The organism is Kitasatospora sp. NPDC086791 (assembly GCF_040685975.1).
Classification (GTDB): Bacteria; Actinomycetota; Actinomycetes; order Streptomycetales; family Streptomycetaceae; genus Kitasatospora.
In genome coordinates this window covers 26,719-47,767 of sequence record NZ_JBFBOC010000032.1, presented here as the reverse complement: position 1 = coordinate 47,767, position 21,049 = coordinate 26,719, and the positions used below count along the sequence as shown (strand labels likewise).

General features: G+C 75.3%; 16 protein-coding genes. 3 read left to right on the top strand and 13 right to left on the bottom strand.

Annotated elements, in window-relative coordinates:
• The first annotated feature begins 98 nt into the window (after window positions 1–98).
• Window positions 99–2,291, top strand: coding sequence for a MinD/ParA family protein (locus AB0Q99_RS28845; RefSeq protein WP_363576498.1), 2,193 nt, complete (start codon window positions 99–101; stop codon window positions 2,289–2,291).
• Between the two features lie 71 nt (window positions 2,292–2,362).
• Here the strand turns inward: AB0Q99_RS28845 and AB0Q99_RS28840 are convergent, their stop codons facing one another.
• The 10 genes from AB0Q99_RS28840 to rimP form a co-directional block, all read right to left on the bottom strand.
• The gene (locus tag AB0Q99_RS28840; protein ID WP_363576497.1) at window positions 2,363–3,340 is read right to left on the bottom strand and encodes a bifunctional riboflavin kinase/FAD synthetase; all 978 of its coding nucleotides are present in this window, start codon (window positions 3,338–3,340) and stop codon (window positions 2,363–2,365) included.
• A 65-nt stretch (window positions 3,341–3,405) separates the two neighbouring features.
• A complete protein-coding gene (locus tag AB0Q99_RS28835; RefSeq protein ID WP_363576496.1) occupies window positions 3,406–7,032 on the bottom strand; it encodes a serine protease in 3,627 nt (1,208 codons plus the stop codon).
• 212 nt (window positions 7,033–7,244) lie between these two features.
• Window positions 7,245–8,174, bottom strand: a complete 930-nt coding sequence (gene truB, locus AB0Q99_RS28830) for a tRNA pseudouridine(55) synthase TruB (RefSeq protein ID WP_363576495.1) — start codon at window positions 8,172–8,174, stop codon at window positions 7,245–7,247.
• 67 nt (window positions 8,175–8,241) lie between these two features.
• A complete protein-coding gene (locus tag AB0Q99_RS28825) occupies window positions 8,242–9,345 on the bottom strand; it encodes a bifunctional oligoribonuclease/PAP phosphatase NrnA (RefSeq protein WP_363576494.1) in 1,104 nt (367 codons plus the stop codon).
• Window positions 9,346–9,347: 2 nt separating this feature from the next.
• Window positions 9,348–9,788 (bottom strand): 30S ribosome-binding factor RbfA, encoded by a 441-nt coding sequence (rbfA, locus tag AB0Q99_RS28820; protein ID WP_360263300.1) that lies wholly within the window; start codon window positions 9,786–9,788, stop codon window positions 9,348–9,350.
• 153 nt (window positions 9,789–9,941) lie between these two features.
• A complete protein-coding gene (locus AB0Q99_RS28815; RefSeq protein ID WP_030289887.1) occupies window positions 9,942–10,238 on the bottom strand; it encodes a DUF503 domain-containing protein in 297 nt (98 codons plus the stop codon).
• A 152-nt stretch (window positions 10,239–10,390) separates the two neighbouring features.
• On the bottom strand, window positions 10,391–13,534 hold the full coding sequence (gene infB / locus AB0Q99_RS28810) for a translation initiation factor IF-2 (RefSeq protein WP_363576493.1): 3,144 nt from the start codon (window positions 13,532–13,534) through the stop codon (window positions 10,391–10,393).
• Between the two features lie 229 nt (window positions 13,535–13,763).
• Entirely contained in the window at window positions 13,764–14,006 is a 243-nt protein-coding gene (locus tag AB0Q99_RS28805; RefSeq protein ID WP_363576492.1) for a YlxR family protein, read from the bottom strand.
• Window positions 14,007–14,160: 154 nt separating this feature from the next.
• Entirely contained in the window at window positions 14,161–15,165 is a 1,005-nt protein-coding gene (gene nusA, locus AB0Q99_RS28800; protein WP_363576491.1) for a transcription termination factor NusA, read from the bottom strand.
• 52 nt (window positions 15,166–15,217) lie between these two features.
• Window positions 15,218–15,757: a ribosome maturation factor RimP gene (gene rimP, locus AB0Q99_RS28795; protein ID WP_363576490.1), complete on the bottom strand. Its 540-nt coding sequence runs from the start codon at window positions 15,755–15,757 to the stop codon at window positions 15,218–15,220.
• A gap of 292 nt (window positions 15,758–16,049) precedes the next feature.
• Between rimP and AB0Q99_RS28790 the strand changes: the two genes are divergently transcribed.
• Both AB0Q99_RS28790 and AB0Q99_RS28785 read left to right on the top strand, forming a co-directional pair.
• The gene (locus tag AB0Q99_RS28790) at window positions 16,050–17,051 is read left to right on the top strand and encodes a ferritin-like domain-containing protein (RefSeq protein ID WP_363576489.1); all 1,002 of its coding nucleotides are present in this window, start codon (window positions 16,050–16,052) and stop codon (window positions 17,049–17,051) included.
• A gap of 68 nt (window positions 17,052–17,119) precedes the next feature.
• On the top strand, window positions 17,120–18,043 hold the full coding sequence (locus tag AB0Q99_RS28785) for an aminoglycoside phosphotransferase family protein (RefSeq protein WP_363576488.1): 924 nt from the start codon (window positions 17,120–17,122) through the stop codon (window positions 18,041–18,043).
• 46 nt (window positions 18,044–18,089) lie between these two features.
• Here AB0Q99_RS28785 and AB0Q99_RS28780 read toward each other — a convergent pair whose 3' ends face one another.
• From AB0Q99_RS28780 to ispG, 3 genes are all read right to left on the bottom strand, one after another.
• Window positions 18,090–18,653, bottom strand: a complete 564-nt coding sequence (locus tag AB0Q99_RS28780; protein WP_363576487.1) for a GNAT family N-acetyltransferase — start codon at window positions 18,651–18,653, stop codon at window positions 18,090–18,092.
• Window positions 18,654–18,729: 76 nt separating this feature from the next.
• A complete protein-coding gene (locus AB0Q99_RS28775) occupies window positions 18,730–19,605 on the bottom strand; it encodes a GNAT family N-acetyltransferase (RefSeq protein WP_363576517.1) in 876 nt (291 codons plus the stop codon).
• A gap of 168 nt (window positions 19,606–19,773) precedes the next feature.
• The gene (ispG, locus tag AB0Q99_RS28770; RefSeq protein WP_363576486.1) at window positions 19,774–20,934 is read right to left on the bottom strand and encodes a flavodoxin-dependent (E)-4-hydroxy-3-methylbut-2-enyl-diphosphate synthase; all 1,161 of its coding nucleotides are present in this window, start codon (window positions 20,932–20,934) and stop codon (window positions 19,774–19,776) included.
• Window positions 20,935–21,049 lie beyond the last annotated feature (115 nt).

Here is a 21,049-nt window from a genome sequence, read left to right as displayed (position 1 = left end):
GAACCGAAGCCGCCTTCTACCAGGGCTGCCGTACGGCCTAGTCTTTGATGCGGCAACGGCACCGCTGAACAAGCGGCGGCGAACACGAGGGAGCCAGAGTGAGCAGCGATCGGGACGGCGTCTACGTCGGCGACAACGCGGCGGAGGACGACGACGACTGGTCGGACGCGCCTGACTACACTCCCCCGTCCTGGTACGTGCAGACGGAGGCTCCGGCGGCTTCGACGGAGGCTCGGGTGAGCCCGCCCGCCGGGTCGGCCGCCGCGCCCGCGCCCGGTCCGAAGGTGGCGGGGGCTCCGGTTGCCCCGGTTGCTCCGAAGGCGGCGCAGGTTCCGGCCGAGGCGCAGGCTCCGGTGGCCGCTCCGGCTCCGGCTCCTGCTCGGGCAGTCGAGGCCTCGCCGGTCGGCCCGCCCGCCGCCGTGCCGCCCGCCGCCCCGGCGCCCGCGCCCGTCGCGCCGGAGCAGCCCGCGCCGGCCGGGGCCCAGCACGTCCCGTTCCCGATGCCCTCCCCGGCGGCCGCCCCCGTCCCGGCCCCCACCGCCGTCCCCGAGCAGCCGCAGCCGGCCGCCCCGGCCTGGCCGACGCCGGAGGCCTTGGCGCAGCAGCCCGCGCCCCAGCCGTACCCGGCGGCCCCGGCGCCCGCGCAGCCGGCCCAGCCCGTTCCGCCGCAGTCCTACCCGCAGCCGCCCGCCCTGCCCGTCCCGCCGCAGCATCCGCAGGCCCCGCACGGCCCGCAGGACCAGCAGGCCGCCTGGAACCCGCAGGCCGCGTGGGCGGCCCAGCAGGCGGCGGCCGCCCAGCAGGCCCCCGCCGTCCAGCAGCAGCCGCTGCCGGCCCCGCAGCCAGGCCCGGTTGACCCGCGCCAGGGCGGCTGGCCGCAGCCCGCCGCGTACCCGCCACCGGCCCAGCCCCCGGCGGGCCCGCCGCTGCCCGGACAGCCACTGCCCGGTCGGCCCGTCCCGCCGCCGCAGGCACAGCAGCCGGGCCCCGCGCAGCCCTGGCAGCAGCCGCAGGCCCCGCAGCCGCAGCCCGCCGCGTTCCAGCAGGCCGCCGCCCCGCAGCAGACCGCGAACGGCGCGCCGCTCGGCTACACCGCCGCCGTCGAGCTGTCCTCGGACCGGCTGCTGCGCAGCCAGCCCAAGCAGCAGCGCCAGCAGCCCCGGTTCCAGTTCGGCGGCAAGGCCGCGGCGGCCGAGAAGGCCCGCAAGCTGGAGATCATCCGCACCCCGGTGATGAGCTGCTACCGGATCGCCGTGATCAGCCTCAAGGGCGGGGTCGGCAAGACCACGACCACCACCGCGCTCGGCGCGACCCTGGCCAGCGAGCGCCAGGACAAGGTGATCGCGATCGACGCCAACCCGGACGCGGGCACCCTGGGCCGCCGGGTGAAGCGCCAGACCGGTGCGACCATCCGCGACCTGGTGACGGCCATCCCGCACCTGCGCAGCTACATGGACATCCGTCAGTTCACCTCGCAGGACCTGAACTCGGGTCTGGAGATCCTGGCGAACGACGTCGACCCGGCGGTCTCCACCACCTTCGACGACTCGGACTACCGCCAGGTCATCGAGGTGCTGGGTCGCCAGTACCCGATCATCCTGACCGACTCCGGCACCGGCCTGCTGTACAGCGCGATGCGCGGGGTGCTGGACCTGGCCGACCAGCTGATCATCGTCTCCACCCCCAGCGTGGACGGCGCCTCCAGCGCCTCGACCACCCTGGACTGGCTCTCCGCGCACGGCTACGCGGACCTGGTGCAGCGCAGCATCACGGTGGTCTCCGGGGTGCGCGAGACCAGCAAGATGATCAAGGTCGAGGACATCGTCGCGCACTTCCAGACCCGCTGCCGCGGCGTCGTCGTGGTGCCGTTCGACGAGAGCCTGGCGGCCGGCGCCGAGGTCAACCTCGACATGATGCGGCCCAAGGTCCGCGAGGCCTACTTCGAGCTGGCCACCCTGGTCGGCGAGGACATCGCCCGGGCCCAGCAGGCCGCCGCCCAGCAGCCCGTCTGGCAGCAGCCGCAGGCCACGCAGCCGCCGCAGCCCTACCCGGGCCAGGTCGGGCAGGCCCCGCAGCCCGCCCCCGGCGCACCCTGGGCGCCGCAGCCGGGCCAGGCGCCGCCGCCCCCGGTCGCGTACGGCTATCCGCCGCAGCCGGGCGCTCCGCAGCCGGGCCCCGGCTACGGCTACCCGGCGGGACCGCCGCCGGTACCCGCCCCGCCCGCCGGGCCGAACGGCTACCAGCCCCCGCCGCCGGGCTACGGCTACCCGCCGCAGGCACCCCAGCAGTGACGAGACGGAAAGGGCCCGCCGACGGCGGGCCCTTTCCGCGTCCTGCGGCGACTTCCGGCGTCCTCCGGGGCTCAGACCCCGTCGGTCAGCTCACGGGCGCGCTTGACGTCGTCGGCCATCCGGTCCAGCAGCGCCTCGATGGAGTCGAACTTCTCCATCCCGCGCAGGTAGGCCAGGAAGTCCACCGCGACGTGCATCCCGTACAGGTCCAGGCCGACCCGGTCGATCGCGTACGCCTCGACGGTGCGGGCGGTGCCGCCGAAGGTCGGGTTGGTGCCGACCGAGATCGCCGCCGGCATCCTCCCTCCCTGCCCGCCCTCGGGCAGGAGGGGCCCGTTCCTTACGACGGTCAGCCAGCCCGCGTACACGCCGTCGGCCGGGATCGCGCTGTGCGGCACGGTGTCGACGTTGGCGGTCGGGTAGCCCAGCTCGCGGCCGCGCTGCGCGCCGCGCACCACCTCGCCCTCGACCCGGTGCGGGCGGCCCAGCACCTCGCCCGCGCCGGCCATGTCCCCGGCCTCGACCAGCCGGCGGGTCAGGCTGGAGGAGAACGGCTCGCCGTCCCCGGCCGTGCCGCACACCTGCAGGTCGACCACCTCGACCGCGAAGTCGTCCGCCCGGCCCAGCTCGGTGAGCAGCGCGACGTCCCCGGCGGCCCGGTGCCCGAAGCGGAAGTTGGGGCCCTCGATGACGACCCGCGCGTGCAGCGCGTCCACCAGCACCTGCCGGACGAAGGTCTCCGGGGACTCCTGGGAGAACTCGGTGGTGAACGGCAGCACCAGCACCGCGTCCACGCCGAGCTCCGCGATCAGCTCGGCCCGCCGCGGGTGCGGCGCGAGCAGCGGCGGGTGGCTGCCCGGGCGGATGACCTCGCGCGGGTGCGGGTCGAAGGTCACCACGACCGCGGGGAGGCCGAGTTCGCGGGCCCGCTCGACCGCCTGCCCGATGATCAGCTGATGCCCGCGGTGCACCCCGTCGAACGAGCCGATGGTGACGACGCTGCGTCCCCAGTCACCGGGGATCTCCTCCAGGCCACACCAGCGCTGCACCTGACCGCTCCTTGTTCCGTACGGTGCGTACCCTCTGTACGCTCAAACGCTCAAAACCCGAACCCCTATAGCGTGCCATGCGCCTGCCCCGGCTCAGGCACCGGAATACGGGTTGGGCGCACCGGCGGCCGTACGACCCGCTCGGACGCGGTCCGCTCCGCCTCGGCGGCGGCGTACTGCGGGTCCCGGCCGGCCGCCGCCAGGGCCCGCATCCGGGCCAGCCGGGGGCCGTCCGGCGCGGCCGGGGCGGCGTCCCGGGGCCACCGGACGAGCAACCGGGCGAAGGCCGCGGAGCGTCCGGCGCAGCGCACCAGCAGGTCGTCGGCGCCCGGCAGCGCGGCGGCCGCCCTGGCCAGCACGGCACGGGCCCGGGCGGGCGCCTCGGCCGCGCAGTGCTCGGCCAGCCGCTCCACGGCGGCGGTCAGCACCGCCGGGTCGGTCTCGCTGGCGAGCAAGGCGTCCAGCAGCTCGCAGCGCAGCGCGTCCGCCGCCGGGTCGGCCACCGGGACGGACAGCGCCTCGGCGAACGGCCGCCGGACCGCCGCCGCACCGACGGCCGACGCGGCCCCGAGCAGCCCCAGCAGCTCCGGCCGGTCGGCCGGGCCGACGGACGCGGCGCCCGCCAGCCGGCGGCCGAGGTAGTCGACCGCGACCGGGCCGGCCGCCCCCGGGTGCGCGCGCAGCAGCCGGGCGGCCAGTTCGGCGCCCCGCCGGACGGCCGCCGGGGCGGTGGCGTCGGCCAGCACCCGCAGCGTCTCGGCGGTGACCGGTCCGGGCGCCGCCAGCCCGTCGGCGAGCGCGGCCAGGACGGGCTCCGGGTCGCTCTCCAGCGCCGGGGCGAGCGCCCGCGGGGTGAGGAAGGCGTCGCCGCCCGCCCGGTGCAGGGCGAGCGCGGCCGGGAGGTGCTCGGCCCGGGTCGCCGGGTCGGCGACCAGTAGGGCCAGCGCCGCGCCGTGCAGGCCGGGCTCGTCCTCGCGGGAGAGCAGGGTCAGCGCGGCGAAGCGCAGCAGGTCGGCCCCGGCGCCGGTCGCGTACGGGGCGGTCCGCAGCGCGTGCACGGCGGCCGCGACGTGCCGCTCGGGCCGCCGGTCGTGGCTCCAGCGGTCCACCGCGCGGCAGAGCGCGGACGGTTCCTCGACGGCGAGCACGGTGAGCAGCGCGTCGGCCCTCGGGTGCGCGGCGTCGGCCAGCGCGTCGGCCAACTCGTCGAGGGCGAGCCACCGGTGGGCGTGCAGCAGCTCGTGCGCGAGGTCGGCGACGGTGTGACACCCGCCGGGGCCGGAGCGGCCCGGCAGGCCGCGCGGGTCGTCGAACCAGGCGCAGAGCAACGGGAACACCGCGACCGGGTCGTTGCGCAGCCGCTCGACCACCGCGACGAGGAAGCGCTGCCCGGGGCCGTCGGCGACCACCAGGCGGCGCAGCAGGGCGAGTTCGGCCTCGACCGGCAGGCCGAGGCCGGTCCAGAACGCCGGTCCGAAGCGTTCCAGCCCGACCGCCCGGAACTCCCCGGCCCCACCTGCCGCAGCGGCCCGTTCGGCGATTCGGCCGGCCAACTGGTCCAGCAGTGACCGGTGTTCGGCCGGGTCGGGGCTGGCGGCCAGGCCCGCGGTGAGCAGCCGCCCCGCCCACCAGGAGGGTTCGCTGCCGGGCGGGCGCAGGTCCAGCGCGCGCCAGATCCGGTGCAGCCACGGGTCCAGGGCGGGCGCTCCCCAGGTCTCGGCCACCCGGCGCAGCGCGGCGGCGACCGGGCCGATCCGGTGCCGGGGGACGGGGTTCGCCCCGGTGGTCCGGCCGGGCCCGGCCGGGCCGCCGACGGGCCCGGGGGGCGTGTCCGCGGCCTCGCCGAGCAACAGCCGCAGCGCCCCGTCCAGGTCCAGGTGCAGGCCCTGCAGCCAGTCCGCGAACTCCCCGTGCGCGAACCGGAATCCGGGCCCGGCGGGGACGAACAGCCCCTCGGCGAGCACCGCCGCGGCCCAGCCGCCGTCGACCGGGAACAGCTCCTCGAAGGCGGCCCGGTCCAACCCGCCCGGCTCGCTGCCGAGCATCCGCCGGGCCGCCTCGTGGACCCGGCCGGCCACCGCCGCCGCGAAGCGGCGCACCCGCCGGTGGCGCGGTCCCCCGGGGCGACCGGCGCCCTTGCGGTGCGCGCCCGGGCGGCGCGGCCGGCCGTCCTCCGCCAGCCGCTGGGCCACCCGCAGGCAGCGCAGGTCCAGGAAGGCGCCGAACAGCTCGCCCCGGCGCACCGGCCCGTCGCGCAGCCCCTCGGCCCACAGCTCCCCGGCCAGCCGGACGGCCAGCGGGTGCCGGGCGTCCTCGGCGGCGACCGGGTGGCCGGGCGGCAGCCCGTACCGGCGGCGCACCCGCTCGGCGGCCTCGGCCGGCAGCGGCCCGAGCCGGTGCCCGGCCAGGCTCGGCCCGCCCGACCCGCCGCCGTCCATCCGCACGGTGGGGGCGCTGCTCAGGTCGCCGTCCGGGTGCGGCTGCTCCGCGCGGCCCGCACCCGCCGTGCCGCTCCCCCAGGTCTCGGCCGGGAGCCGCTCCCAGAGCTCCTCGCCGCAGGCGGTCAGCAGCCGCGCCCCGCAGCCGGTCAGCCATTGCCCGGCGCCGCGCAGCCAGCCCGCGTCCAGCCGCGCCGGGGCCTCCTCCGGGCCGTCCAGCACGATCAGCAGCGGTCGCCCGGCGGCCGCGCACAGCGCCGCCACCGGCTCCGGCGCGGGCGCCGGGGTGCCCAGCTCGGCGGCCGCCGCGGCCAGCGCCCGCTCCACCGGGTCGGCGAGCGAGCGGTCCTCGGCCCGCAGGTCGGCGCCGCGCAGCCAGAGGGTGGGCCGCGGCCGGGCGCCGCCGGAGCGGCGGACGGCCAGCGCGGCCAGCTCGGTGGAGCGGCCGCTGCCGGGGGCGCCGACCAGCACGGTGACGGTCGCGGCCGGCTCGTCCCCGGTCAGGCCGTCCGGCCGGTCCACCCGGTCGGCCGCCAGCCCGGCCACCCGCCCCGGTCCGGCCCCGGCGGCCGCCAGGGCGGCCGCGGTCAGCCGCAGCACCCCGGCCAGGTTGAGCGCCGACCCGTACCCGGGCACCGCCGCCGCGTTGCGCGCCAGCAACCCGGCCAGTGCCTCGGCGACCTCCACCGCACCGCCGCCGACCCCCACCGCCGGCAGCGCCCCGCCGTGCCGCGGCCCCCGGACGGCGGGTGCGGCCAGCCCGATCACCGCGCCGCTGCGGGCGTCCAGCACCGGCGAGCCGGCCGGCACCGTGACGCCCCCGACCACCGGCACGTCCAGCAGCAGCACACCGCCCAGCCGGTGCCCGCCGTACCCGGCGCCGGTGACCCCGAGCAGTCCGCAGCGCAGCGCGACGGCCCGGCCGTCCTCGCCGCTCAGCGCGGGCAGCAGCACCTGGTGCCCGCCCCCGACCGTGGCCACCGGCAGCGGCGGCACCGGCAGCCCGCCGACCGCGTCGGTGCGCAGCAGCGCGAGCCCGTGCTCCGGCAGCGGCAGGACGGCGTCCGGGCCGAGCACCCGGGTCTGCCCGCCGGGGGTGTGCAGGACGACCCGGTCCAGCCCGGCCACGCTCTCGTGCGCGGTGAGCACCCCGCCCTGCGGGTCGGCGACGAACCCTAAGCCGTGCAGCCGCCCGTTGAGATCGCGGATCCGCAGCAGGTACCGCCCCGGATCGCCGTCCGGAAACCCCGACATCTGTGCCCCCTCGACCGTCGCTCGCTCACCGCCGGGAGCCTGCCCGCCGGGGCGGCGCCCCGACCGCGCCCGCGCCGCTCACCACGGGCGTTCACCCCGTGCGCTCCCTCGTCCGGGTGATCCTCCCGGTACGGGTGAAGGGGCCCCGGGAACGCCGGAACCCCCGTCGGGGGGATTTCCCGACGGGGGTTCCGGGTGACGCTGCGGGGCCGTCAGCCGACGAAGACCGCGACCGGCTTCGCCTGCCCGCCCTTCTCCTCGACCAGGGCGAGGAAGCGCCCGTCCGGCCCGAACACGGCGATCGGCCCGTCCACGCCCAGCCCGGGCGCCTTCAGCCGGGAACCGTGCGACAGCTTCTGCGCCGAGGCCTCGTCCAGGTCCCAGCGCGGGAAGGCGGCCGCCGCGGCCTCGGCGATCGGCAGCACCTGCAGCCCCTCAGCGGCCTCGCCGGTGACCGCGGCCTCCAGCTGCTCCAGGGTGTGCGCCGACTCCACCGAGTACGGCCCAACCTTGGTGCGCCGCAGCGCGGTCAGGTGTCCGCCGACACCCAGCCCGGCGCCCAGGTCCCGGGCCAGCGCCCGGATGTAGGTGCCGGAGGAGCACTCGACGGTCACGTCCAGGTCGATCACCGGCGTGCCGTCCTCGGCGACCGCCGCGCGCTGCCCGTGCACGGTGAAGGAGTGGATCGTGGTCGGCCGGGCCGCGAGTTCGAAGTCCTCGCCCTCGCGCACCCGCGCGTACGAGCGCTTGCCGTCGATCTTGATCGCGCTGACCTTGGACGGCACCTGCATGATCTCGCCGGTGAGCGCCGCGATCCCGGCGTCGATCGCCTCCCGGGTGACGGCGTCGGCCGGGGTCGAGGCGGTGACCTCGCCCTCCCGGTCGTCGGTGACCGTGGTCTGGCCGAGCCGGATGGTCGCCTCGTAGGTCTTGGCGGTGAGCATCAGGTGGCCGAGCAGCCGGGTGGCCCGCTCGACCCCGATCACCAGCACGCCGGTGGCCATCGGGTCCAGCGTGCCGGCGTGCCCGACCTTCCGGGTCCCGGCCAGCCACCGCAGCTTGGCGACGACCCCGTGGGAGGTGATGCCCTCGGGCTTGTCGACGATCACCAGGCCGTCCGGGCCGGTGCCTTTGCGCTTCATCGCGTTCTTTCTCTGAAAACGTCGAAAACGTCGGAAGACGTGGACGTCGGAAGACGTCAGGAGCTGATCACCGTACCGGCCGCAGGGCGGCCCGGAACCGCTCGACCACCGCGGCCACGTCCCCCCGGACGCTGAATCCGGCCGCGTAGACGTGGCCCCCGCCGCCCAGTTCGGCGCAGGCCGCGGCGACGTCCACCGCGCCCTTGGCGCGCGAGGAGCCGCGCAGCGTGCCGTCCGGGTCCTGCTTGAGCACCAGCGCCACCTCGGCCTCGGCCGGGCGGCGCACGATGTCGATCAGGCCCTCGATCTCCTCGACCGTGACGCTGAACAGCGCCAGGTCCTGGTACGGCACCCAGGTCCACACCAGGCCGAGGCCGCCGGCCGCCTCCGGCTCGTAGACGGCCCGGTCGAGCGCGCCCGCGAGCACCTTGAGGTAGCCGAAGGAGGAGGTGTCCCACAGCTGTCGGGAGATCAGGTCGTGCCGGATGCCGGTGGCCAGCAGCCGGCCGGCGAGTTCGTGGGTGGCCGGCGTGGTGGCCCGGTACTTGAACGAGCCGGTGTCGGTGGCGACGCCGGTGTAGAGGCAGGTGGCCAGGTCCCGGTCGAGCTCGACGCCGAGCCGGCGCAGCAGTTCGTCGACCAGCACGGCGGTGGCCGGCGCGGTCGGGTCGATCAGCTGGTGGGTGCCGAAGCCCGGGTTCGAGGCGTGGTGGTCGATCACCACCAGGACGGGCGCGGCGAAGGCCTTGGCGTGCAGCAGGCCGAGCCGGCTCTCCGCGGCCACGTCGAAGCAGAGCACCAGCTCGGGCACGTCCGGCACCTCGGCGGCCGGCACGATCAGCTCCTGCCCGGGCAGGAAGGCCAGCGACTCGGGCACGATCTGCGGGTCGTCCCCGAAGGAGACCCGCACCTGCTTGCCGAGCGCCCGCAGCGCCAGCGCGGCCGCCAGCGAAGAGCCCAACGCGTCGCCGTCCGGGCAGATGTGGCAGATCAGGTCGATCGAGCCGGCCCGCCCGATCTCCGCCACCACCTGCTGCCAGAGCAGCTCGAACCCGCTCTCCTCGGCGCGCGGCCCCGGGAGCGCCGCGAGGGCACCCTCCACCGTGCTGGTGGAGGACGCCCCCGTGGTCGATCCGGCTCGCGAGGCGGCCTGCGCCGGCTCACCCGCCATGACTACTCGTCCTCGTCGTCACGCTCGGACGCCGGGACCCGGTACGGGTCCGCGTCGCCGGCGTAGGTCGCCCCGGCGGCCTGCGTGCGCACCTCGGCGTCGGAGTGCCGGGCCCGGTCGAGCAGGTCGTCGATGTTCCGGGCGTTGTCCGGCAGCGCGTCCGCGACGAAGGTCAGCGTCGGGGTGAAGCGCACCCCGATCTTGCCGACCTCGGAACGGATCACGCCCTTGGCGCTCTCCAGCGCGGCGGCCGTGGCCTCGCGCTCGGTCTCGTCACCGAAGACGGTGTAGAAGACGGTGGCCTCGCGCAGGTCGCCGGTCACCCGGGTGTCGGTGATGGTCACGAACCCCAGTCGCGGGTCCTTGATCCGCCGTTCCAGGGTCTGGGCGACGACCACCTGGATGCGGTCGGCGAGCTTTCGCGCCCTTGCGGTGTCGGTCACGTTGCCTCCTCGTGCAATGGGCCCGGTACCCGGGTGAGCTGCGCACCCGTCGGGGCCCACGCCCCAAAGTACCGGCCCGCGCCCGGCCTTGCGGGCGCTCTCGGTCCTGATCCGTGTGAGAACGGCGACTTCCGTCGACCGGCTCCACAGCTCTCATTCGTCGTCGTCGTTGTGGTACCGCCGCCTCGCGGAGAGGAGCTGTACCTCGGGGCGGCCGGCGACCAGCCGCTCACAGCTGTCCAGGACCTCGGTGACGTACCCGGCCTCGCCGGAGACCACCGCGAGGCCGATCTCGGCCCGGCGGTGCAGGTCCTGGTTCCCGGTCTCGGCAGCGCACACGCTGTACTTGCGCTGCAGTTCGGCCACGATCGGCCGCACGATCGAACGCTTCTCCTTGAGCGAGTGGACGTCGCCCAGGAGCAGGTCGAAGGTGAGTGTTCCCACGAACATGTGTGACAGGTCTAGCCGACCTGGAAGGCCTCGGGGGGGCAGCCCGTGACCGGGCTGACGCCGCTGCGTCTGACTACCCCGGACCCTACACAGCGAGACCGGGGCCGGTCGACGGAAATACCACCCGTCGACCGGCCCCGGACACCACTCGCTTACGCGCGCGGCTTCTCGCGCATCTCGTAGGTCTCGATGACGTCGTCGACCTTGATGTCGTTGAACGACCCGAGCGTGACACCGGCCTCGAAGCCCTCGCGGACCTCGGTCGCGTCGTCCTTGAAGCGGCGCAGACCCTCGATGGTGAGGCTCTCCGCCACGACCTTGCCGTCGCGGATGAGGCGGGCCTTGGCGTTGCGGCGCAGCAGGCCCTCGCGGACCAGCACACCGGCGATGTTGCCGAACTTGGAGGAGCGGAACACCTCGCGGATCTCCGCGGAGCCGAGGCGAACCTCCTCGTACTCCGGCTTGAGCATGCCCTTGAGGGCGTTCTCGATCTCCTCGATCGCCTGGTAGATGACCGAGTAGTACCGGACGTCCACGCCTTCCTTGTCGGCCGCGGCGCGCGCACGACCCTCCGCGCGCACGTTGAAGCCGATGATGATGGCGTCCGAGCCCATCGCCAGGTCCACGTCGGACTCGGTGATGGCACCCACACCGCGGTGCAGGACCCGGAGCTCGACCTCCTCGCCCACGTCCAGCTTGACGAGGGCGTCCTCCAGGGCCTCGACCGAACCGGAGACGTCACCCTTGATGATGAGGTTGAGCTGCTCGATGGAGCCGGCGGCGATGGCCTTGTCCAGGTCCTCCAGGGACACCCGGACCCGACGCTGCGCGAAGGCAGCGTTGCGGTCGCGGGCCGAGCGCTTCTCGGCGATCTGACGGGCGGTGCGGTCCTCGTCGACGACGATGAAGCTGTCGCCGGCGCGGGGCACCGAGGTCAGACCGAGCAGCAGCACCGGGCGGGACGGGCCGGCCTCGGCGAGGCTGTTGCCGTTCTCGTCCAGCATCGCGCGGACGCGGCCGTAGGCGTCGCCCACGACGATCGAGTCGCCGACGCGGAGGGTACCGCGCTGCACGAGCACGGTCGCCATGGCGCCGCGGCCCTTGTCCAGGTGCGCCTCGATGGCGATACCCTGCGCGTCCTGCTCGGGGTTGGCCCGCAGGTCGAGCGAGGCGTCCGCGGTCAGGACCACGGCCTCCAGCAGCTGGTCGATGTTCAGACCCTGGCGCGCGGAGATGTCGACGAACATGGTGTCGCCGCCGTACTCCTCGGCCACCAGACCGAACTCGGTCAGCTGACCGCGGACCTTGGTCGGGTCGGCGCCCTCGACGTCGATCTTGTTGACGGCGACCACGATCGGCACACCCGCGGCCTTGGCGTGGTTCAGCGCCTCGACCGTCTGCGGCATGACACCGTCGTTGGCCGCGACCACCAGGATCGCGATGTCGGTGGACTTGGCACCACGGGCACGCATGGCGGAGAACGCCTCGTGACCCGGGGTGTCGAGGAAGGTGATCGGGCGCTCTTCGCCGTTCACCATCGTCGCGACCTGGTAGGCACCGATGTGCTGGGTGATGCCACCGGCCTCGCCGGCCACCACGTTGGACTTGCGGATCGCGTCCAGCAGGCGGGTCTTACCGTGGTCGACGTGACCCATGACGGTGACGACCGGCGGGCGCGGAGCCAGCTGGTCCTCGTCGCCCTCGTTGGCACCGAAGTCGATGTCGAACGACTCCAGCAGCTCGCGGTCCTCGTCGTCCCGGCTGACGATCTCCAGGACGAAGCCCATCTCGTCCGCCAGCAGCTGCAGCGTGGCGTCGGAGACCGACTGGGTCGCGGTGACCATCTCACCCAGGTTGAACATGACGGAGACGAGCGCGGCCGGGTTGGCGTTGATCTTCTCCGCGAAGTCCATCAGCGAGGCGCCGCTCGACAGGCGAACGGTCTGGCCGTTGCCGCGAGGGAGCATCACACCGCCGACGGACGGGGCCTGCATGGCCTCGTACTCCTGGCGCTTCGCCCGCTTCGACTTGCGACCGCGCGCCGGGCGACCGCCCGGGCCACGACCGAAGGCACCCTGCGTGCCACCACGGGCACCCGGGCCACCGGGACGACCGCCGAAGCCGCCGGGACGGGGGCCGAAGCCGCCGCCACCACCCGGGGCACCGCCACCGGGACGCGGACCGCCGAAGCCGCCGCCACCGGCCGGACGCGAGCCCGGACCGGCCGGACGACCCTGGAAGCCCGGACGGGCGCCACCCGGCGCACCACCCGGACGGCCACCGGGGCCACCCGGACCGCGGCCACCCGGACCCGGACGCGGGCCGGCCGGACGCTGCGGCATCATGCCCGGGTTCGGACGCGGCATGCCGGACGGGGTCGGCCCGCCGGGACGCGGCGCGGCCGGACGCGGCATGCCGTCGGGACGCGGGGCGCCACCCGGACGGGGGGCACCGGCACCCGGCGCACCACCCGGACGCGGACGGTCGCCACCCGGACGCGGCGCACCGGCACCCGGCGCACCACCCGGACGCGGACGGTCGCCACCCGGACGCGGCGCACCGGCACCCGGCGCACCACCCGGACGCGGACGATCGCCACCCGGACGCGGCGCACCAGCGCCCTGGGCGCCGCCCGGACGCGGACGATCGCCGGCCGGCGCGCCCTGGCGGCGGTCGCCGGGGCGACCCATGCCGGTGGCGCTGCCCGAGGTGAACGGGTTGTTGCCCGGACGCGGGCCGGCCGGACGCGGGCCCGGACGGGCGCCGCCGGAGGCCTGACCGCTCGGGCGCGGGGCCTGGGCGGCCGGACGCGGGGCGTCGGCACCGGCCGGAGCCGGCGAGGAGAACTCGGCCGCGGGCGCGGCCGGGGCCGCCGGGGCGGCGGGACGCGCGGCCGGGCGCGGGCCCGGAGTCGGCGCGCCCGGACGCGGGGCGGCGGGGGCGGCCGGCGCCGCGGCGGCCGGAGCGGCGGGAACCGATCCGGCGGCCTGGCTCACGGCCGGGGTCGGACGGGGACCAGGGGTCGCGCTGGGGCGCGGACCCGGGGTCGGGGCACCCGGCTTCGGGGCACCCGAGCCGGCGGGGGAGGGCGCCGCGGACTTCCGCGGGCCCGGCTTGGCAGCGGAACCACCAGTGGGGGCCACACCAAGCGCGTCAGTCAACTTGCGCACGACCGGCGCCTCGATCGTCGAGGACGCCGAACGGACGAACTCCCCGAGCTCGGTGAGCTTGGCCATGACGGCCTTGCTCTCCAAGCCGAGCTCCTTGGCGAGTTCGTAAACCCGGACCTTAGCCACTTCACTCCTGTCTATGAGTCCGGGGGTCTCGTCCGCCGGACTGTCGCTACTTCATGGGCGTACCCATCGCGTACTCATCGCGTACTCATCGAGTGCTCATCGCAATCTCGACCTACTTCCACATCGCGAGGTACCTGACTGGTGCACGGCGCGCGGCTGCCCGCGCGCTGTGCTTGTTGCGGTGGTTCTCCGCCGCGTGGAGCGGCGGCCGTCGCGGAAGGCGGCCCGGCTAGCAGGCTCCGTCCGTCCGCTCCCCGATGAACCCGCGGAGCCGCTCCGTGTCGAGCGCGCCCTGGAGCCGGAAGGCCCGGGGGAACGCCCGGCGGCGGACCGCGAGGTCGAGGCAGGCCGGATCGGGGTGCAGGTGAGCTCCCCGGCCCGGCAGTGCGCCACGTGGATCGGGGACGCACTCGCCCTCGACCGCCGTGACACGCAACAGCTGGTGCTTGGCCGCGCGCTTGCGGCAGCCCACGCAGGTGCGTTCCGGGCGTGCTCGGACGTGCGTCCGGCCAGACGAAGGCAAGTCTACCCCTCCGAAGCGACATGGCGCCGCCCCGCTGATCCCGGGGGACCCGCGGGGACGACTACGACAACACCGACCACCGGCCGTTCGCCACCCATTTCTCCTACTGGGGGCGGCCGTCGTCCTCGGACTGACCCTCGGTGTCCGGCCGGATGTCGATCCGCCAGCCGGTGAGGCGGGCGGCCAGGCGGGCGTTCTGCCCCTCCTTGCCGATCGCCAGCGACAGCTGGTAGTCCGGCACGATCACCCGGGCGGAACGCTGGGCGGCGTCCACGATCTCCACGCTGGTCACCCGCGCGGGGGACAGCGCCGCGGCGACCATCTCCCGGGGGTCCTCCGACCAGTCGACGATGTCGATCTTCTCGCCGTGCAGCTCGCCCATCACCGCGCGCACCCGGGCGCCCATCGGACCGATGCAGGCGCCCTTGGCGTTCAGCCCGGCCCGACGCGACCAGACCGCGATCTTGGTGCGGTGGCCGGCCTCGCGGGCGATGGCGGCGATCTCCACGCTGCCGTCCGCGATCTCCGGGACCTCCAGCGCGAAGAGCTTCTTCACCAGGTTCGGGTGGGTGCGCGACAGCGTCACCGAGGCCCCGCGGACCCCGCGGCGGACCGCCACCACGTAGCACTTCAGCCGGGTGCCGTGCCGGTAGTCCTCGCCCGGGACCTGCTCCTGCGGCGGCAGGATGGCCTCCAGCTTGCCGATGTCGACCAGCACGCTCTTCGGGTCGTTGCCCTGCTGGACGACACCGGTGACGATGTCGCCCTCCTTGCCCGCGTACTCGCCGAAGGTCTGGTCGTCGGCGGCGTCGCGCAGGCGCTGCATCATCACCTGGATGCCGATGCTGGACGCGATCCGGCCGAAGCCGTTCGGGGTGTCGTCGAACTCCTTCGGCTCGACGCCCTCGTCCAGCTCCGTCGGGTCCTCCATGGCCCACACGGTGACGTGGCCGCTCTTGCGGTCCAGGTGCACCCGGGCGCGGCGGCGCGAGCCCTCGGTGCGGTGGTACGCGGTGAGGAGGGCTGACTCGATGGACTCGACCAGCAGGTCGAAGGGGATGTTCTTCTCGTTGACCAGCGTGCGCAGGGCACTCATGTCGATGTCCACGGCTACGCCTCCTCGTCTTTCGTCACGTTCGTCATGGTCGTACGGCGCGCGGTCACTCGGCGCCGTCGTCCCCCTCGTCGAAGTCGGCGGCCTCGTCCAGGAGCTTCTCGTCGTCCTTGCGGTTGAACTCGACCTGGACCCGCGCCCGGGCCACCTCGCCGAACTCCAGGCGGCGCTCCTTCGGACGGCCGCGCCCCTTGACCGGCTGCACCTCGACCTGTGCGCCGTCCTCGTCGGCCTCCAGCACCCGGGCGACGATCTCCCCGCCGTCCTCCAGGTGGATCCTGGCCAGCCGGCCCTCGGCCCGCTGCCAGTGCCGGGGCAGGACCAGCGGACGCTCCGCGCCCGGCGAACCGACCTCCAGCAGGTAGGCCTCGTCGCCCATCAGGTCCGACTCGTCCAGGGCCTCGCCGACCACCCGGCTGAACTCGGCGATGGCGTCCATGTCCACGCCGCCGTCGGTGTCGACGTCGATCTGCACCTGCCGACGGCTGCCCGCCTTGGTGACCCTGACGTCCTCCAGGTCCAGTCCGGCCTGCACGGCCAGCGGCTCCAGCAACTCGCGCAGCCGGTCGGTGTGGGTGGTGCTCATCCGGGTGGACTCCTCGGCCGCGTCTGCTGTTGTCAGAAGGTCGCCCCGCGCCCCCGGTGCCACACCGGGTCACGGCAGCTCGGCCCAAAGCCTATCCGGTGAAGCCCCCAACCACCGATTCCGGACCGCCCCCGACCGCTCGCACACCACCCACTGCGAGCAAGCTCACACGGGCCCGGCCGGGCCCGCGGGTGCCCGAACCGGGCCCGGGGGCGGAGGGATTCTGCCATCATTCACGCCAACGAGGGCAGGCGGGGAGGCCGTCCTCCCGCACCCGCCCGGAGTGACCCCGATGCAGCCGCCCAGCCGACGGACCCTGCTGTCGCTCGGACTGCTCGCCCTCACCGCCGGCCCGCTCACCGCCTGCACCGCCGACCGCACCGGCCCCGCCCCCGAGGTCACCGGCCCGCGCCCCGACCCGGACGCCCCCGTCCGCCTCCGCGCGGTCGCCGCCAGCGACGCCCTGCTCGCCGGGTACGACGCCCTGCCCACGCCCCCCGACGCCCGGGCCGCCGGCCTCCGCGCCGAGAACGCCCGGTACCGCGCCGCCCTCGCCGAGGGCCTGCCCGCCACGGCCGTCCCGTCACCCCCCGTGACCGCCACGCCGACCCCGACCCCGGCCGCCGACGGCCTGGCCGTGCTGGAACGGCGGACCGCCGAGGCCCACCTCGCCGACCTCGACGCCGCCGGGCCGTCGCTCGCCCGGCTGCTCGCCTCGGTCGCCGCCGCCCACGCGCTCCACGCCGCGGTGCTGGGCGCCCCCGCCCCACCGGTGACCGAGCAGACCGGCGCCTCCCCCTCGGCCGCCCCCACCGCCACCGCCGGTACCGCCCCCGTCATCGGTGCCACCGCCGTCGTCGTCGCCGTCCTCCAGAACGCGCTCGGCGCCGAACACGCCGCCGTGTACGGCTACGGCGTCGTCGGCGCCCGGCTCCCCGACGACCCCCAGCGCACCGACGCCCGCACCGCCCACGCCGCCCACCAGGCCCAGCGCGACACCTGGCAACGCCTGATCACCTCCCTGGGCGCCGCCCCCACCCCCGCCGCCGGCGGCTACCAGCTGCCCTTCCCGGTCGCCTCGGCCGCGGACGCCACCCGGCTCGCCGCCCACCTGGAGACCAGGCTGACCGGCGTCTACGCGGACCTGGTCACCGTCGTCCCCACCCCGCACCGCCGCACCGCCGCCCTCGCGCTGCGCGACTGCGCCCTCCGCGCGCACCGCTGGGGCGCCCCCGACCAGCCCTTCCCGGGCATCTCCGGCCCGGCCCCCACCGCCACGGCCACCGCCGGCTGAGGACGTCCGTCCCCGCGCCCCGGCCGGGCGAGCGGGACGCGTCGCCCCCGAAGCCCGACAATGGACCCATGTCGGGAGCCGCACCCACCATCACCGTCCCCACCTGGCTGACGCACAGCGTCACCGCCGCCCACGGCGAAGCCGGCCGGGAGTGGCTCGCCGCCCTCCCCGCCAGGGCGGCCGCCCACCTCTCCGGCTGGCACCTCACCCTGGAACGCGTTCTCGACCCCGGCGGCAGCCTCAGCCTGATCGTGTACGTCCACCGCGACGACCTCTCCCCCGCCGTCCTCAAGACCGGCCTGCTCACCCCCGAGACCGCCCACGAGCACGCCGCCCTCACCCACTGGGCGGGCCGGGGAGCCGTCCTCCTCCTGGACGCCGACCCCGCCGAGGGCGTCCTGCTCCTGGAACGCCTCCACGGCGAGATCCCGCTGCGCTCGCTCGCCGAGCCCAAGGCCATGCTGGAGGCCACCAGCCTGCTGCACCGGCTCTGGGCGGAGCTCCCCGCGGAACACCCCTTCCCCACCCTCGACCGGCTGGTCGCCGCCGCCGCCGAACGCGTCGAGGAACACCGCTCCCACCCCGCCGCCGCCGAGGCCCAGGCCCTGGTCACCGAGGCCCTGGAGACCGCCCGGAGCCTGACCGGCTCCGCCGACGAGTCCTTCCTGCTGCACGGCGACTTCCACCACGGCAACGTCCTCGCCGCCGACCGCGCACCCTGGCTGGCGATCGACCCGCGCCCCGTCGTCGGCGAGCGCGCCTACGACCTGGCCCGCCTCGCCCTGGACCGGGCCGACACCCTGCTCGGCTCCCCCGGCGTCCCCGCCGCCGTCCGCCGCCGGCTGCACCAGCTCTCCGACGCCCTCGACGTGGACCGGGACCGCCTGCGCGGCTGGGCCCTGTTCCGCGCCGTGGACCTGGCCCTGCGCTCCGTGACCGCGGGCCGCCGCGAGGACGCCGAGCTCTACCTCGAACTCGCCGGTTCGCTCTGAGCCCCGGCCCGAGCGGCACCCCCGCGGCGCTCCCGGCCGGCCCCCGTCAGCGCAACGGGTCCCGGGCCGCCGACCGCCGCAGCGGCAACCGGGCCCCCATCACCGCGTACAGCCGGTCCGTCGCCGGGAACCGCACCGCGCGCGCCAGGTCCTGGTACCCCAGCGCCCGGTACAGCCGCCGCGCCGGCGTCTCCGCGTCGATCGCCGAGAGGATGCTGCGGTCCAGCCCCGACCGCTCGCACAGGATCCGGATCAGCCGCGAGCCGACGCCCTGCCCCTGGAACTCCGGCAGCACGTGCAACTCGGTGACCGCGAAGACCCCGTCCAGCCAGTCCCCGTACCCCCGGGCGGTCAGATAGGGCTCGATCACCGTGCTCCACCAGTGCTCCCGCTGGTTGGGCATGCCGTACCCGAACCCGACCAGCCGGCCCCCGCTCATCGCCCCGAACGCGATCACCCCCGGCTGCTGGGCATGCCGCCCGACGATGTGCAGCCGGACCGCGACCTCCTCGGGCGTGAGCCCGAAGGCCACCGCCTGGACCTCCAGCGCCTGCGGCGCCCAGGCCGCAAGGTCGATGGCCTCGATCGTCACGCCCGTCAGCTGATCCATGCTCCGGACGTTACTACCAGCGGCCCCGCGACGCGGCCGAAGATCCGAACCCGGCCGTCCCGCGGTGACGGCGCCCTCAGAACAGCACGCTCATGAACGCCCCGACCTCCCGGAAGCCCACCCGCCGATAGGCCGCCCGGGCCCGCAGGTTGAAGTCGTTGACGTAGAGCGACACCACCGGCGCCACCTCCCGCAGCGCGATCTCCAGGACCGCCGCCATCCCCGTCTCGGACAGCCCCTGCCCCCGGTGCTCCGGCGCGACCCAGACCCCCTGGATCTGGCAGGCGCCCTCGGTCACGGCCCCGATCTCGGCCTTGAAGACGACCTGGCCGTCGGCCCCGAACCGCGCGAACGACCGCCCGGTGGAGACGAGTTCGGCCACCCGGGCCTGGTAGAGCAGGCCCCCGTCACCGGCCAGCGGCGACACCCCGACCTCCTCGGTGAACATCGCCACGCAGGCCGGCATCAGGGTCTCGACCTCGCTGCGCCGCACCCTCCGTACCAGCGGGTCCGGCGCAATCTCCGCCGAGGGCACCGAGGTGGCCAACAGCGGCTGGTGGCCGCGGACTTCACGCGCCGGCCCCCAACTCCGCTCCAGCAGGGCCCAGAACGCCGCGGTGGCCTGGGCCGGCCCGACGACCGAGGAGCAGCGCCGGCCCTGTCGGCGGGCCCGCTCGGCGAAGGCCGCGACCGCCTCCGGTCCGGCGTTCACCAGGACCAGGTTCGCCCCGGCGTAGCAGAGCGCGTCCAGCACGCCGTCCCCGTCGTACCAGCCCCACAGCTCCCCGCCGAGCCGCCACGGGTCGAGCCCGACGGCCTCGACCCGGGTCGCGACGAAGGCGTTGGCGACCGGGTCGCGGTGGAGGATCTCCAGGGCGTCCGCGAGGTCGGGCGGCTCCAGCACGCGGGTGGTGGCCAGGGCCCGGGCGGCCTGGAAGGAGCTCGGGAGCATCACACCTCGATCGAGCATCGAGACAGCACCTCACTGAGACGACTCTGGCCGCACCCTACTCCGTGGCCCCACCCGGCTACGGCTGCGGGGCCGTCCGCGAACGGACGGCCCCGCTTCCGGAAAACTTCACGCGGGCATCCCCGCGCTGTCAGGACAACTAGCGGAGGGTCACTCCCCCGCGACGACGGTCGGCGCCCCCGCCTCGACGCCGGCCGCCTGCATCTGCTCGGCGAGCTTGAGCGCCTCCTCGATCAGGGTCTCGACGATCTTCGACTCGGGAACGGTCTTGATGACTTCGCCCTTGACGAAGATCTGGCCCTTGCCGTTGCCGGAGGCGACGCCGAGGTCGGCCTCGCGCGCCTCGCCCGGCCCGTTCACGACGCAGCCCATGACGGCCACCCGCAGCGGTACCTCCATGCCCTCCAGGCCGGCGGTGACCTCCTCGGCGAGCTTGTAGACGTCCACCTGGGCGCGGCCGCAGGACGGGCAGGAGACGATCTCCAGGCCGCGCTCGCGCAGCCCGAGCGACTCCAGGATCTGGTTGCCGACCTTGATCTCCTCGGCCGGCGGGGCGGAGAGCGAGACCCGGATGGTGTCGCCGATGCCCTCGGCCAGCAGCGCGCCGAAGGCGACCGCCGACTTGATGGTGCCCTGGAAGGCCGGACCGGCCTCGGTCACACCGAGGTGCAGCGGGTAGTCGCAGGCCGCGGCGAGCTGGCGGTAGGCGTTGATCATCACGACCGGGTCGTTGTGCTTGACCGAGATCTTGATGTCGCGGAAGTCGTGCTCCTCGAACAGCGAGCACTCCCAGAGCGCGGACTCGACCAGCGCCTCCGGGGTGGCCCGGCCGTACTTCTCCAGCAGGCGCTTGTCGAGCGAGCCGGCGTTGACGCCGATCCGGATCGGCACGCCCGCGCCCTTGGCGGCCTTGGCGATCTCGCCGACCTTGTCGTCGAAGGCCTTGATGTTGCCCGGGTTCACGCGCACCGCCGCGCAGCCGGCGTCGATCGCGGCGAAGACGTACTTCGGCTGGAAGTGGATGTCCGCGATGACCGGGATCTGCGACTTCTTGGCGATGATCGGCAGCGCGTCGGCGTCGTCCTGGGAGGGCACGGCGACCCGGACGATCTGGCAGCCGGACGCGGTGAGCTGGGCGATCTGCTGCAGCGTGGCGTTGATGTCCGAGGTCACCGTGGTGGTCATCGACTGCACCGAGACCGGGGCGTCGCCGCCGACCGGCACGTTGCCGACCATGATCTGCCGGGAGTAACGACGCTTGGCGAGCGGCTTGAGCGGCAGGGACGGAATACCGAGCGAGATCGCGGTCATGTGCGCAGGGTTCCCCGGGGTTGAGGTGTGATCGGCCGCCCGGCCGTTGGAACGGCAGGGGCCGGGCGCGCTGACGTCGCGCGCCCGGCCTCCACGGTACGGCACGGCGGCGGGC

Bases quoted from the DNA above. Each gene is read 5' to 3' on its own strand.
- AB0Q99_RS28835 (WP_363576496.1), bottom strand. From the start codon at position 7,032: ATGTCGGGGTTTCCGGACGGCGATCCGGGGCGGTACCTGCTGCGGATC.
- truB (WP_363576495.1), bottom strand. From the start codon at position 8,174: ATGAAGCGCAAAGGCACCGGCCCGGACGGCCTGGTGATCGTCGACAAG.
- AB0Q99_RS28825 (WP_363576494.1), bottom strand. From the start codon at position 9,345: ATGGCGGGTGAGCCGGCGCAGGCCGCCTCGCGAGCCGGATCGACCACG.
- AB0Q99_RS28815 (WP_030289887.1), bottom strand. From the start codon at position 10,238: ATGTTCGTGGGAACACTCACCTTCGACCTGCTCCTGGGCGACGTCCAC.
- rimP (WP_363576490.1), bottom strand. From the start codon at position 15,757: ATGAGCACCACCCACACCGACCGGCTGCGCGAGTTGCTGGAGCCGCTG.
- AB0Q99_RS28790 (WP_363576489.1), top strand. From the start codon at position 16,050: ATGCAGCCGCCCAGCCGACGGACCCTGCTGTCGCTCGGACTGCTCGCC.
- AB0Q99_RS28785 (WP_363576488.1), top strand. From the start codon at position 17,120: ATGTCGGGAGCCGCACCCACCATCACCGTCCCCACCTGGCTGACGCAC.
- AB0Q99_RS28780 (WP_363576487.1), bottom strand. From the start codon at position 18,653: ATGGATCAGCTGACGGGCGTGACGATCGAGGCCATCGACCTTGCGGCC.
- AB0Q99_RS28775 (WP_363576517.1), bottom strand. From the start codon at position 19,605: ATGCTCCCGAGCTCCTTCCAGGCCGCCCGGGCCCTGGCCACCACCCGC.
- ispG (WP_363576486.1), bottom strand. From the start codon at position 20,934: ATGACCGCGATCTCGCTCGGTATTCCGTCCCTGCCGCTCAAGCCGCTC.